Source organism: Anaerotignum sp. MB30-C6 (genome assembly GCF_030908465.1).
In the GTDB taxonomy this organism is placed as follows: domain Bacteria; phylum Bacillota; class Clostridia; order Lachnospirales; family Anaerotignaceae; genus Chakrabartyella.
This window is the reverse complement of the sequence record NZ_CP133078.1, coordinates 30,300-44,120: the sequence shown is the minus strand read 5'-3', so window position 1 is coordinate 44,120 and position 13,821 is coordinate 30,300. Positions and strand designations below refer to the sequence as shown.

Here is a 13,821-nt window from a genome sequence, read left to right as displayed (position 1 = left end):
ATGGTGAGCCAAGTGAGCTTTGAAACAATCAAACAAAAAGACCATGAATATATCATGCATACCTACGGACGTTACCCCGTTGTCTTAGACCACGGAAAAAACGCCACTTGCTATGATACTGACGGCAAAGAATATATCGATATGACCAGCGGTATTGGTGTAAATGCCCTAGGTTTTTGCGACAAGGGCTGGGTTGATGCCATTACCGCCCAACTTCATAAATTACAGCACACCTCAAACCTATATTACACAACTCCTTCCATAGAGGTTGCAAAACTAGTTTGTGAAAAAAGCGGTATGAAAAAAATGTTCTTTTCCAATAGCGGTGCCGAGGCAAACGAAGGTGTGATCAAAGCGGCGAGAAAATACAGTTTTACCAAGTACGGAACAGGTAGAAGCACCATGGTGGCTTTGGAAAATTCCTTCCACGGCAGAACCATGGCTACCCTATCTGCAACTGGTCAGGAGACTTACCACAACTATTTCTTCCCCTTTGTAGACGGTTTCGTATTTGCAAAAGCCAATAATTTGGAGGACACCCTTTCTAAATTAACAGATGATGTTTGTGCCGTTTTTATGGAAATGGTTCAGGGGGAAGGTGGCGTTCTTCCTTTAGATAAAAAGTATGTAAAAGCTGTTTTTGAAGCTTGTAAGGAAAAGGATATCCTTTTTATTGTAGACGAAGTACAAACAGGCATCGGCAGAACAGGTTCTTTCTTTAGCTACCAGCAATTTGATATTCAACCGGATTTGGTTTCCTGTGCAAAGGGTCTTGGAGGCGGTTTACCCATTGGCGGCGTATTGTTTGGCGAAAAAACAGAAGGCTGCCTAGGTGCTGGGGATCATGGGTCTACCTTCGGCGGAAATCCCGTTGTTTGTGCCGGTTCTTTGGAAATTTTAAATCGTTTGGACGAAAACTTTCTGGCTGAAATTAAAAAGAAAGGTGACTTTCTAAAAAAAGAAATCTCCTCTATGCCCCATGTAACAGATGTGGCAGGTATGGGCATGATGCTTGGTGTAAGCCTTGATGTGGATGCAAAAGAGGTTATTCGAAAATGTTTAGATAACGGCTTAATGATACTTTCTGCAAAAACTAAAGTCAGACTTTTACCTCCTCTTACCATTACAAGAAAAGAGTTGGAAAAAGGGCTTACCATACTGGCAGATGTTCTGAAAAGTATGTAAATATAAACGGGTCAAGGGACGATGTCCCTTGTGGGAGATTGAGGGTGAAACCCTCAAGGTATTAAAACACGGTTATCCAACCTGAATGAAAGAAAGAGAGGCAAATAATGAAGCATTTTTTAAAGCTGTTAGATTATACAAAGGAAGAAATTATTGAACTTTTAGACTTGGCAGATCAGTTAAAAAAATATGTAAAAGAAGGCAAAGAACATCATTTTCTCAAAGGAAAAACCTTGGGCATGATTTTTGAAAAATCTTCAACCCGTACCCGTGTATCCTTCGAAACAGGAATGTATCAGTTGGGCGGCCATGCCCTTTTCATCAGCTCTAAGGATGCACAAATTGGCCGTGGAGAGCCAACCGAAGACACTGCTCGTGTTCTCTCCCGCTATCTGGACGGAATTATGATTCGTACTTTTGAACAAGAGACAGTGGAAATCCTTGCAAAGTACGGCTCTATTCCCATTATTAACGGCTTAACAGACTTTTGCCACCCTTGTCAGGTTATGGCAGATTTGCAAACCATTCGTGAGCATAAGGGCAAATTAGAAGGCCTTAAAATGTGTTACATCGGCGATGGGAATAATATGGCTAACTCCTTAATCGTTGGCGGTTTAAAGGTGGGTATGACGGTAAGCGTTGCTTGCCCCCAAGGATACAGACCTGATCCCACAATTTTGGATTTTGCCAAAGAATACGGTGATGACTTTATCCTTACCGATGACCCCAAAGTTGCAGCAAACAATGCGGATGTAATCATAACAGATGTTTGGGCATCCATGGGACAGGAAGAAGAACAGGCAATTCGTGCCAAAGCCTTTGACGGCTATCAAATTAATGATGATTTAATGGCACTCACTAACAAAGGCTGTATGGTGCAGCACTGCTTGCCTGCCCATAGAGGAGAAGAAATTACCGCTGAAGTTTTTGAAGCACATGCCGACGAAATTTTTGATGAGGCAGAAAACCGTCTCCATGCACAGAAGGCAATTCTTGTAAATTTAATGGGCTGATAGGATGTGAAACCCGATGAAAACAGCATATTTGGTTCTGCAAAACGGTAAAGTTTTTCCTGCAAAGCGTTTTGGGAAACAGGGAGAAATTACGGCAGAGTTAGTTTTTACAACAGGAATGGAAGGCTATTTGGAAACAGTAACAGACCCCAGCTATCATGGTCAAATTGTTGTGCAAACCTTCCCGCTTATTGGAAATTATGGGGTCATTCCCCATGATTTTGAAAGCAAAGGCCCCTCTCTTTCCGCATATATCGTAAGAAATATTTGTGATTTGCCCTCGAATTTTAGAAGCGAGGGAACTTTGGCAGAGTATTTGGAAGAACAGGGAGTAATCGGCCTTTGTGATTTGGATACCCGAGCATTAACAAAGATTATCCGTGAATTCGGGGTGATGAACGCCGCTATTGTGGATGAGATCCCCGAGGATATGGAGAGTTTTGCTAGAAATCTAGCCAACCAAGCTTTAAGTAGCAGCGTGGATAAAGTAACCTGCAAAGAAGCATATGTTCAAAATCCTGATGGAAAAAAACACGTGGTTCTTTGGGACTTTGGCTATAAGAAAAATATGGGCGATGAACTCATTAAAAGAGGATGCAAGCTCACCGTTGTTCCCGCCCATACTTCAGCTGAAGAAATTTTAAAGCTGAACCCTGATGGAATTTTGCTTTCCAACGGCCCTGGGGACCCCTCTAAAAACAAATGCATTATCGAAAACATCGGCAAGGTTGCCCAAAGCAAAACTCCTATTTTTGGTATTTGCCTTGGACATCAGCTCTTGGCGTTGGCGAAAGGGGCAACCAGCACAAAGCTAAAATACGGTCACCGTGGCGGAAATCAACCTGTAAGATACACGCCTACGGGCAGATTGTACATTACAAGCCAAAATCACGGCTATGCCATTAATTCCGAAACACTGCCCTCTTCCGCGGTATTATCTTTTACCCATGTAAACGACAATACTTGTGAAGGCGTTGAATATATAAATATCCCTGCTTTTTCTGTACAGTTTCACCCTGAAGCTTGTGGTGGACCACTTGATACCAACTTTCTGTTTGACCAATTTATGTCTTTGATGGGAGGGAACGAAAATGCCCCTGAATAAAAATCTAAAACGTGTTATGATTATTGGTTCTGGGCCTATTGTAATCGGTCAAGCGGCAGAATTCGACTACGCAGGCACCCAAGCTTGCCGTGCGTTAAAAGCCCTTGGTTTAGAAGTTGTTTTGATTAACCCAAACCCCGCTACCATCATGACGGATAACGCCATTGCAGATAAAATTTATATCGAACCCCTGAAAACTGACGTTATCAAAAGAATTATAAAAAAAGAAAAGCCCCATGGCTTACTTTCCACGTTAGGCGGTCAAAACGGTCTAACTTTGTCCATGCAATTGGCCAAAGAAGGCTTTTTGGAACAGGAAGCCGTTGCTTTATTAGGTTCCCGTTTGGAAACCATTGATAAGGCGGAAGACCGTTTGCTATTTAAAGAAACCATGGAAAAGTTAAATCAGCCTTGCATCCCCTCGGAGGTTGTTACAGATATTCAAAGTGCTTTAACCTTTGCAGAAGAAATCGGTTATCCTGTCATTGTTCGCCCTGCCTTCACTTTAGGGGGAAGCGGCGGCGGCATTGCTAAAACAAAGACAGAACTTTTGGAAATTGCCCGTAACGGCTTAGAAGCATCCCCCATCCATCAAATTTTGGTGGAACAGTGTATTTCAGGTTGGAAAGAAATCGAGTTTGAAGTGATGCGTGATGGGGATGGCAACGTCATTGCCGTATGCTCTATGGAAAACTTTGACCCCGTTGGTGTGCATACAGGGGATTCGATCGTCATTGCCCCTGCCGTTACCTTGGCAGATAAGGAGTATCAAATGCTCCGTACTGCCGCTTTGGATATTATTACGGAATTACAGGTAGAAGGCGGATGTAACGTACAGTTTGCCTTAGACCCTGAAAGCTTCCGCTATGCGGTCATTGAAGTAAATCCTCGTGTGTCCCGCTCCTCCGCCTTGGCATCCAAGGCAACGGGCTATCCCATTGCAAAAGTTGCGGCACAAATTGCCGTTGGCCTTACCCTTGGGGAAATTGAAAATGCTGTCACAGGGAAAGCAAGTGCATTCTTTGAGCCAACCTTAGACTATGTGGTAGTGAAACTGCCAAAATGGCCTTTTGACAAATTTGTTTATGCAAAAAGGATGCTTGGTACCCAGATGAAAGCCACTGGTGAAGTTATGGCAATTGCCCCTACCTTTGAACAAGCATTATTAAAAGCCGTTCGTGGGGCAGAAATCTCCATGAATACATTGAATTTAACCACTTTGGCTAACCATAGTGATGGGGAAGTAAAAGATATGCTTTATGAAACCACGGATCGCAGACTTTTTGTGGTTTATGAAGCCTTAAAACGAGGCATTTCCATTGAAGAAATCCACGATATTACCCTGATTGATGAGTGGTTTTTGGGAAAGCTTACAAATATTTTAGCAACGGAGAAACGCCTTGCACAGGAAACCCTAACAGAAGAACTTTATCTTTTGGCAAAAAATGTAGGCTTTTTGGATCAGACTATTTATGCCTTATCAGGACAAACTCATCCCCACCGTAGGGCAGTTTATAAAATGGTGGACACCTGTGCTGCGGAATTTGCGGCACAAACCCCTTATTTCTACGCAACCTACGACACAGAAAACGAAGCCGCAGAATTCATTGAATCCCATAATAATGGCAAGAAAACGGTGATTGTTTTCGGCTCTGGCCCCATCCGTATTGGCCAAGGAATTGAGTTTGACTACGCTTCCGTGCACTGTGTTTGGACGTTAAAAGAAGAAGGCTATGACGTGGTTATGGTGAATAATAATCCGGAAACGGTATCTACGGACTTTGACACCGCCGATCGCCTTTATTTCGAACCCCTCACCCCCGAGGATGTGATGGATATTATTGCGACAGAACAGCCTTATGGCGTTGTGGTTGCCTTTGGTGGACAGACTGCCATCAAACTCACCAAAGCTTTATCTGAGGCGGAGGTGCGTATCCTAGGCACATCAGCAGAAAGCATTGATGCCGCCGAGGATAGAGAGAAATTCGACGCTATTCTTGAAGAGTTGAAAATGTCAAGGCCCAAAGGCTTTGGTGTTATGACAAAACCCGAGGCACTTAAGGCTGCCAATCAACTGGGCTATCCTGTTTTGGTGCGTCCCTCTTACGTTTTAGGTGGACAGAATATGATTATCGCCTTTTCCGATGAAGAAGTGGAGCGTTATATGGATATTATTCTGGAAGGCGGCATTGAAAACCCTATTTTAGTGGATAAGTACCTGATGGGTACAGAGGTGGAAGTTGACGCAATTTGCGACGGTGAAACTGTACTGATTCCAGGTATTATGGAACATGTGGAGCGTGCAGGTATCCACAGCGGTGACTCCATTGCAGTATACCCTGCTTGGAATCTCAGTGGGCCATTAACTCGCCGTTTGATTGAAGCCACAGAAAAGCTTGCCTTGGCTTTGGAAACAAAGGGCCTAATAAATATCCAGTATGTTATTTTTGAAAACGAAATTTATATCATTGAGGCAAACCCTCGTGCATCCCGAACCATACCTTATATCAGTAAGGTAACAGGCTTGCCCGTGGTTGACATTGCCACAAAGGTAATGCTAGGGAAAAAGCTTAAGGATATGCCTTATGGCACAGGGTTGTACCGCCAGTCCTTATTCTCCGCCGTAAAAGTACCCGTATTCTCCTTTGAAAAATTGACGGATGTAGACACACATCTGGGCCCTGAAATGAAGTCTACGGGAGAAGTTTTGGGCATCGGCCGTACCTTAGATGAGGCTGTGTACAAAGGTTTGGCGGCGGCAGGCTATCATATGGAACAGCGTGGCGGTGTATTCCTCACCGTGAAAAAGCGAGATAAAGTTGAAGTGGTTCACCCAGCAAGGAAACTCCACCAATTGGGCTTTGAACTGTATGCAACAGAAGGCACTGCTTTTGAGTTGAAAAAATACGGTATTCCTGTAACCGAACTACCTACTATGGTAGATGGTATTGATGCGATTATGGAATTATTGGAAAGCGGTAAAATTCAATATATGGTTTCCACTTCCAATAAAAGCACTTTGCCTCAGCTTGCCAGCGTAAAAATCCGCAGAAAGGCAACGGAGCGTGGAATTTTCTGCCTAACTAGTATTGATACCACAAACGCTTTGGTAAATGCTTTATCTAGTGGGTTCCATCTCAATAATATGGAGCTGATTGACATTGCCCACCTCCCAAGAGAAAAAGAAAAGCTTCACTTCACAAAAATGCGGGGTAGCGGCAACGATTATATCTACTTTGATTGCTTTGAACAGGACATTAAAAACCCTGAATTTTTAAGCGTTTGGCTTTCCAGCCGCCGAAATGGTATCGGTGGTGATGGTATCGTTCTCATTGAACCTTCTAACGTTGCCCATGCAAAAATGCGGATGTTTAACGCCGATGGTACGGAGTCTGCCGTTGCAGGAAATCCCATCCGCTGCGTTGCAAAATATCTCTATGATCAGAAAATGATTACCTCTGAAAACGTAACCATAGAAACAGGTAATGGTGTGAAAAACCTAGAGCTTTTCATACGTGAAAATGAAGTTTACTCCGTTTTGGTACACATGGGTAAGGCTGATTTCGAACCAAAGTCAGTACCCGTTACTTTGGGTGATGCCCCTGTCATTCATAAGGCGGTTACTTTGGGGGGAAAAGAGTATTTTATCACTTGCCTTTCCATGGGCAACCCCCACTGTGTTATTTTTACAGAGGATGTGGAGCATATTCCTTTGGAAGAGGTTGGGCCATTGCTAGAAAAAGCAATGTTCTTTCCTGAAAGAGCAAATATCTCCTTTGCCTCCGTAGAAGACCGTACCACATTGCGTATGCGTGTTTGGGAAAGGGGCATTGGGGAAACATGGGCTTGCGGTACTGGGGCTTGCGCCGTTGCCGCTGCCGCTGTTACACTGGGACATTGTCCTGATCAGCAAGACATCACCGTAAAGTTGCGTGGTGGCGATTTAATTATCCATTGTGATGAAAATACGATTACCATGACAGGAGATGCCCGCAAGGATTTTGAAGGATTTATCGAAATTTAAAGGATAAAGGAAAGAGGTATCTTATAAAAAGATACCTCTTTTATATATTTCTAGATATTTACAAAGTTTTAACTTTTACTTGTTGACAATTGTTATTATTTAATATATAATAACTACAAGAGAGAAGGTATTAAAAATATTATTTATCGGAGGTGTTGTTATGAATTTAAAAGGATCTAAAACAGAGGCAAATTTAATGTCTGCATTTGCCGGTGAATCTCAAGCAAGAAATAAATATACATACTATGCAAGTAAGGCAAAAAAAGAAGGTTATGAACAAATCGCAGCGCTTTTCTTAGAAACAGCAAACAACGAAAAGGAACACGCTAAAATTTGGTTTAAGTTATTACACGAGGGTGCAATTCCCTCCACAGAAGAAAACCTGTTGGATGCTGCTTTAGGCGAAAATTACGAATGGACCGACATGTACGCTAATTTCGCAAAAGAAGCAAAAGAAGAAGGTTTTGACCAGATTGCTTATTTGTTTGAAGCAGTAGGCCAGATTGAAAAAGAACATGAAGAAAGATACCGCCAGCTTTTGGAAAACTTGAAAACAGGCAAGGTATTTTCTAAGGATGAAGAAAGTGTATGGCAGTGTGAAAACTGTGGCCATAGACATGTGGGAAAAAACGCACCAAAGGTATGTCCAGTATGCGATCACCCTCAGTCCTACTTCCGTTTGGCTTCCCAAAATTACTAAGGTTTTGACTTCCTCAGTAATTGTTTAAAATAAATATATAAAAAAAGAATTGATATCCCCTATCAATTCTTTTTTTGTTTGTATTCCCTTAATTTATATTATAGGTTATACTGGTTTTAAATAAAATAGAACGGGAGCTGAAACTTATGATTCGACAGGCCACAACAAGAGATGCAATGATCATTAGTGAAATTCATGCAACCTGCTGGAAGTCCGCTTACAAATCATTACTGCCCCAAGATTATTTAGATGCCCTAGCTTATGATTTTTGGGTGGCACCATTTACGACCTGGCTATCCAAAGGAGATATAACAGCACAACTTATTTATGACAAAGAAGTTCCAGTGGGCTGCGTTGCCTACTGTAAATCCAGAGAAGCTGCCCTATCCCATTGGGGTGAAATCGTTTCAGTCTATCTTTTGCCTGAGTATTGGAGAAAGGGGTTCGGAAAAAAACTCATGCTCCATGCCATGGATGACCTGAAAAACCAAGGTTTTTCAAACATTTTTCTATGGGTTTTAGAAGGAAACGAAAGAGCCACATTGTTTTATGAAAAATTAGGCTTTACCCCATCTCAGGATCAATTAAAAATGGAAGTTAGCGGAAAGCAAGTCTGCGATCATAGATATATCTATTCATTTGAGTAAGTATAAAAACGAGCAAAAAAGATTTTTTCAAAGGAGATTAAAAGGGTGAAGCCATCCCTTTTTCTCTGTTTTAGTATTCGTCCTAGCATCTTACCAGTATATCAATTTTCAAAAAAGTAAATTTACGATTGATTCAAGATATGTAAGGGTCAATCTATCCCTTCTTCTTGGTATTTCGCAAAAATTTTCTGCTTTTCTTTTAAGTATGGTTCATTATTCACTGAAAGGGGGTGTGCTATGAGATATATGAAAAACTTACCCAAAACAGATGAGAAACTAAGGGAAAAACTCTTGTCTGAAGGTTGGAAAAAGATAAGAGAACCCCGAAGTTTAGGCTTAGCCATCCTGCTTTCCTTTCCCTTGGCTCTTTTGTTCGGGGGTTTGGTTTTATGGCTGGCTTACATCCTGAGACCATCGCTATTTGGTGTTTTTGCAACAAACTCACTGGAAATCACTTTGAAATTCAACTTACAATCATTGTTGTTTGTGCTATCCATTTATGGGTATATGTTCCTCCATGAGTTGATACACGCCCTATTTATACCGAACTTCTATCAGTCTGACAGAACTTTTTTTGGTATAAATGGACTATTTGGCTTTGTTTTTACAACAGAACCTATCAAAAAGGGTAGATTTCTAGTAATTTCAGTTATGCCGTTTATTCTGTTATCCATCATACCCTTATTTTTACTTGATTTATTGGGTCTTCTCAATTGGTACATCGTTGGCTTATGTTTTATAAACGCCACGGGTTCCTGCGTTGACTTTTTGAATATGTTTTTAATCGGATTTCAAGTTAAGAGGAAACACAGTATTATCAATAATGGTTTCGAGACATACTTTAGTCCAACAAAAGAATATAACGAATAAAGGGCTCCAGTACTAAATGTACTGAAGCCCTTTTCTTAGATTATTTTTTAATGAACCTTATTTAAAAAATTCCATATAGCCTTGCTTTTCTTCGATTGCCTGGGTTACCTTTCCAAGGTTTGATGTGTCCCCTAAAAGGATTGCACCGCAAAGGATATTATTATGGAAATAGTATTTCTCCAAAGTATCCTTTCTTTCATCTTTCACTTGCATTGTCTTATAGGATAAGCCCTCTTTTGTGCCAGGGTCACCCATTGCAAACAACATAGTGCCCATAGCCGCTAAGGTGACACCATAAATTTTGCTTTCGTAGGTTACGCTATCACCTACTGCATTTGCACCTGCAATACGTCCCATTTCTGTGGCAACAGGCCAAATCGCAATATTCATACCTTCATACTGGGCACAGTCGCCACAAGCATAAACATCAGGTGCACTGGTACGCATGAACTCATCAACTACAACAGCACGGTCACAAGTAATGCCTGCATCTGTTGCCAAAGCAATGTTTGCTCTAACACCAGTGGAGATAATGACTAAGTCTGCAGGAATTTTTTCTCCGCCATCCAGCATAACACCATCAACCTTACCATCGCCACTGATTTCGGAAATTTTCGCTCCTGTTACGATTCGGACTCCCTGATCACTTGCAATTTTGGTGAGCATTTCTACACTTTCACTATCCATTCTGCCTGCCATGAGGACTGGTGCGCCTTCCAAAACAGTTACTTCCAGTTTTTCCTTACGCAATTCCCATGCAGCTTCCAGACCCAATACGCCACCGCCAATCACAACAGCAGATTTTGCTTCGTAAGCCCAATGACTTACTTTCTCTACGTCTGTAATGGTTCTTATGGCTGTTACACGGTCTAAATCTCTGCCCTTAATGGGAGGAACAAAGCTATATGAACCTAAAGCATAGATACATTTATCATAGGTAATCACTTCTCCATCGGAAAGGTTAACCTGTTTTTTCTCTGTATCTAATTTTTCTACTTTGATTCCTAATTTCAATGTTACTCTATTATCTTCATACCAAATTCTATCTACGCTGGCAATGGCATCGCCACTGACTGCACCAAACATGCTCTTTGTCAGCATTGGCCTGTCGTAAGGCAGCTCATTTTCTTCAGAAATCATGGTAATGGATGCTGTCTTATCACGTTCCCTGATGGCCTTTGCCGCATTCAGTGCCGCTGTACCGCCACCCAAAATAACGAAGCGTTCGTTGCTTTCTCTGCTGAAGGTTACTGTTTCTACGTCAACAGCCACGAAGTTTTCAGGGCCTACGCCACAAACAGGGCAACGTTCCACAGAAGAATCAAAAATTTCACCGCACACTAAGCATTTTACAAGGGTACCCTTGGCACTTGTTTTCGTTCCAAAATCCTTCTGCTGCAACTTCTCACCGAAGCGATAGCCGTACTCAAACGCTTCTAAAAGTTCTTTATTGGAAGGTTTAAATTGTACACGGAAACCATCTAAAACTCTCATATCAAGCTGTTTCAAGCGTTCAATCAGGTGAGGCACACCTTCACCGCTCCAACCGTAGCTACCAAAAGCACTAGCAAGCTTACCACCATGAACAGGGGCAAATAGGCTGGTTGTCAAGTCCCAAATAGGTTTCAATGCTTCCCCTAAAATAGTGGGTGTACCAAGCAAAAGACCTTCAGCACCTGCAATTTCACCTAACACAACTGAAGCATCGGCTGTGACCATATCGTAAATTTTCACTTCAATATCCCCGCTCTCACGGATACCTTCTGCGATTTTTTCTGCCAATTCACCAGTATAACCATAAGCACTTACATAAGGGATAACAACCGTTGTTTTCTCGTTGGTGGGAATTTTGCACCACTCATCATAAGTTTTAATTAACTCATCAATATGGCTATCCAAAACAGGGCCATGGCCAGGGCAAATCATGTCAATTTCCAAAGATTTAACCACTTCTAAAGCATCTGTCATATATGGCTGTTTGTAAGGCCCTAAAATATTATCGAAATAATACTTTGTGGCACGCATATAACCTTCAACATCCGTTACCGTGCTTCTTAAAATGCCATCGTGGGCATAATGAGAACCAAAGGAGTCACAAGTTACTAATACCTTATCCTCCACGATATAGGTATACATACTATCTGGCCAGTGCAGGTTGGGTAAAGAGTAAAAACGCAATGTCTTATCACCAATACGCAATTCATCTCTATCTTTTACAGGAATGCTGTAAAAATCACGGTTTACAATCTGCTTTAAAAAGCCAATGGCTGTCGGAGTTGCAATGATTTTTGCACGAGGACATCTTTCAATAATATCTCGAATGCTTCCTGCATGATCTGGCTCTGTATGATCCACCACAATGTAGTCAATTTTCTCAACATCCATCTTTTCCGCCAAAGCAGCCTGGTACTCATCACTAAACTTCGCTTTTGCTGTCTCAAAAAGGACGTTTTTATCTCCACATTTCAAAATATAAGAGTTATAAGTTGTTCCAAATTCGGTCATCATAATGATGTCAAATACACGTAAATCTTTATCCAGTATACCTGCCCAATAAAGGTCTTTTTTCAATTGCAATGTTTTCATGCGCTTCCTCCCTCTATTCTCATCTATTATTATCTATAAAAATCAAAGACCGGATAAAACCGGTCTTTTGGGTTGTTCTTTATTATGCCTCGTGCTTCCAAAGACCATGTAAATTACAGTACTCATAAGCAGCAACTAATTTTTCGTCATCTGCCAAAAGGAATTCAGCTTCAGGTGCACCAGTATGATCCAAATACTTAATCTGACCACCCTTTGTGGTTTCTACAAAAATCCAAGCAATGTGATGTTCTTCCAGCATAGGATGAGTAACTTCGCCAACAAAAACTTTAACTTTGTTACCTTCTGCTGTTACAACAGGAACATGTTTTTCTGTTGCCGCATCAGTTGTGTTTGCAATCATTTCTTTCATCTTTTCGCCACAACAAACAACGGGAACACCTTTGTCTTCTACCATAAGGATAATGTTATTACAGTGGTCACATTTAAAAAATCTTGTTTTCATCACTTTTCCTCCTTTAGTTCCTTAATTTATATTCAACTTTACTTTTTCCTTTTTTCCCTCTTTCATACTTAAAGAAAATCAACTTTGACTTTTCTATACATATATGATAGCATATCCTCAAAGATATTGCTGTTGCATTTGCAACAAATAGGGGGTATTTATGGAAAATTTGATAAAAAATCCAATTTTTACTGGTGTCTCCATAGATGAAATTGAAAAAATGGTGGTTTGCTTCGAGGCTGAAAAGAAGTTTTTCCGAGAAAAGGAAACTGTTTCTGTTTATGACGTTGGCTGCCAAAAAGTGGGTCTATTGTATCATGGATGCGTTTCTATTAATCGGATTAATGCCGACGGTTCTTTGGATATGTTAGAATATATCGAAAATTCAGGAATTTTTGGTGCTGCCTTTTCCTTTTATCAACATGAGGACGAGTTTATTGTGATTTGTGAAAAAAATTGCACCATTCTTTTTGTGGATAAAACCCACATAACAAAGCGTTGCTCAAATGCCTGTGCCCACCACTCCATTGTCATTGAAAATCTTCTTTCGTTTATGTCTGAAAAAATTTCTAGTCTAACGGAGAAGGTGGATATTTTAAGTCATCGAACCATACGAGAAAAGCTTTTATGTTATTTTCGGGTACAGTTAGCAAAAAAATCCACAAACTATTTTCACTTACCCTTTTCTTACTTGGCCCTTGCCAACTATCTTTGCATTGACCGCAGCGCCATGATGCGTGAGCTAAAAAAAATGAAAGAAGATGACGTGGTACAGGTGAGCGGAAAAAGAATTTTTTTGAATTATACGCCAAAAAGCTGACACAAAACTGTGTCAGCTTTTTTTCATACAAAATTAGCCTTTTAGCCTATGCAGATATTTTTCTTTGGTGGCCATTCCGCCTCGAATATGGCGTTCCGCTTTGTTGACTTCAAGCACCCGACGAACCGATTGAGCCAATTCAGGATCAATACGCTCTACACGATCTGTAATATCCTTATGTACCGTGGATTTACTGATTCCGAATTTTTTTGCCGTCTCTCTGACAGTGGCGTTAGTATGGATCATAAATTTTGCCACCTCTATCGCCCTCTCTTCGATATATGTTTTCAACCGTAGCACTCCCCTAAAGATCATCTTGGATTATTTATATGCGAACACTAATGGCATATATGAACTTTTTCGGGGATTTCTTAAAGAAGTATCCGTTAAATTTAGAGAAAAATTAAA

The 13,821-nt window shown here is 41.0% G+C and carries 11 protein-coding genes; 8 read left to right on the top strand and 3 right to left on the bottom strand.

Going from position 1 to position 13,821, the window contains the following annotated elements; translation table 11 throughout:
* Window positions 1-12: 12 nt before the first annotated feature.
* The 7 genes from RBQ60_RS00195 to RBQ60_RS00165 all read left to right on the top strand — a co-directional run bounded on the left by RBQ60_RS00195 (window position 13) and on the right by RBQ60_RS00165 (window position 9,544).
* Complete coding sequence (locus RBQ60_RS00195) at window positions 13-1,185, top strand: aspartate aminotransferase family protein (RefSeq protein ID WP_307884590.1); 1,173 nt, start codon at window positions 13-15, stop codon at window positions 1,183-1,185.
* Between the two features lie 107 nt (window positions 1,186-1,292).
* Window positions 1,293-2,198 (top strand): ornithine carbamoyltransferase, encoded by a 906-nt coding sequence (gene argF, locus RBQ60_RS00190; RefSeq protein ID WP_307884589.1) that lies wholly within the window; start codon window positions 1,293-1,295, stop codon window positions 2,196-2,198.
* Window positions 2,199-2,214: 16 nt separating this feature from the next.
* Window positions 2,215-3,303: a carbamoyl phosphate synthase small subunit gene (locus tag RBQ60_RS00185; protein ID WP_307884588.1), complete on the top strand. Its 1,089-nt coding sequence runs from the start codon at window positions 2,215-2,217 to the stop codon at window positions 3,301-3,303.
* On the top strand, window positions 3,290-7,327 hold the full coding sequence (gene carB / locus RBQ60_RS00180; protein WP_307884587.1) for a carbamoyl-phosphate synthase large subunit: 4,038 nt from the start codon (window positions 3,290-3,292) through the stop codon (window positions 7,325-7,327). Before RBQ60_RS00185 ends, carB begins: the two co-directional genes overlap by 14 nt.
* A 160-nt stretch (window positions 7,328-7,487) precedes the next feature.
* Entirely contained in the window at window positions 7,488-8,027 is a 540-nt protein-coding gene (gene rbr / locus RBQ60_RS00175) for a rubrerythrin (protein WP_307884586.1), read from the top strand.
* A gap of 146 nt (window positions 8,028-8,173) precedes the next feature.
* Entirely contained in the window at window positions 8,174-8,674 is a 501-nt protein-coding gene (locus RBQ60_RS00170; protein WP_307884585.1) for a GNAT family N-acetyltransferase, read from the top strand.
* A gap of 237 nt (window positions 8,675-8,911) precedes the next feature.
* Window positions 8,912-9,544, top strand: a complete 633-nt coding sequence (locus RBQ60_RS00165) for a DUF3267 domain-containing protein (protein ID WP_307884584.1) — start codon at window positions 8,912-8,914, stop codon at window positions 9,542-9,544.
* Window positions 9,545-9,601: 57 nt separating this feature from the next.
* Here RBQ60_RS00165 and RBQ60_RS00160 read toward each other — a convergent pair whose 3' ends face one another.
* Window positions 9,602-12,130 (bottom strand): FAD-dependent oxidoreductase, encoded by a 2,529-nt coding sequence (locus tag RBQ60_RS00160; RefSeq protein WP_307884583.1) that lies wholly within the window; start codon window positions 12,128-12,130, stop codon window positions 9,602-9,604.
* Between the two features lie 82 nt (window positions 12,131-12,212).
* Window positions 12,213-12,593: a desulfoferrodoxin family protein gene (locus RBQ60_RS00155; protein ID WP_307884582.1), complete on the bottom strand. Its 381-nt coding sequence runs from the start codon at window positions 12,591-12,593 to the stop codon at window positions 12,213-12,215.
* Window positions 12,594-12,753: 160 nt separating this feature from the next.
* Between RBQ60_RS00155 and RBQ60_RS00150 the strand changes: the two genes are divergently transcribed.
* Window positions 12,754-13,413 (top strand): Crp/Fnr family transcriptional regulator, encoded by a 660-nt coding sequence (locus tag RBQ60_RS00150; RefSeq protein WP_307884581.1) that lies wholly within the window; start codon window positions 12,754-12,756, stop codon window positions 13,411-13,413.
* Between the two features lie 33 nt (window positions 13,414-13,446).
* On the opposite strand, the gene spoIIID is transcribed toward RBQ60_RS00150, so the two are convergent.
* Entirely contained in the window at window positions 13,447-13,704 is a 258-nt protein-coding gene (spoIIID, locus tag RBQ60_RS00145; protein WP_307884580.1) for a sporulation transcriptional regulator SpoIIID, read from the bottom strand.
* Window positions 13,705-13,821: the final 117 nt, after the last annotated feature.

What these genes read in the sequence shown, in the direction of transcription:
- RBQ60_RS00160 (WP_307884583.1), bottom strand. Translation starts at nt 12,130, where the DNA reads ATGAAAACATTGCAATTGAAAAAAGACCTTTATTGGGCAGGTATACTG.
- RBQ60_RS00165 (WP_307884584.1), top strand. Translation starts at nt 8,912, where the DNA reads ATGAGATATATGAAAAACTTACCCAAAACAGATGAGAAACTAAGGGAA.
- RBQ60_RS00150 (WP_307884581.1), top strand. Translation starts at nt 12,754, where the DNA reads ATGGAAAATTTGATAAAAAATCCAATTTTTACTGGTGTCTCCATAGAT.
- argF (WP_307884589.1), top strand. Translation starts at nt 1,293, where the DNA reads ATGAAGCATTTTTTAAAGCTGTTAGATTATACAAAGGAAGAAATTATT.
- rbr (WP_307884586.1), top strand. Translation starts at nt 7,488, where the DNA reads ATGAATTTAAAAGGATCTAAAACAGAGGCAAATTTAATGTCTGCATTT.
- RBQ60_RS00155 (WP_307884582.1), bottom strand. Translation starts at nt 12,593, where the DNA reads ATGAAAACAAGATTTTTTAAATGTGACCACTGTAATAACATTATCCTT.
- carB (WP_307884587.1), top strand. Translation starts at nt 3,290, where the DNA reads ATGCCCCTGAATAAAAATCTAAAACGTGTTATGATTATTGGTTCTGGG.
- RBQ60_RS00185 (WP_307884588.1), top strand. Translation starts at nt 2,215, where the DNA reads ATGAAAACAGCATATTTGGTTCTGCAAAACGGTAAAGTTTTTCCTGCA.
- RBQ60_RS00170 (WP_307884585.1), top strand. Translation starts at nt 8,174, where the DNA reads ATGATTCGACAGGCCACAACAAGAGATGCAATGATCATTAGTGAAATT.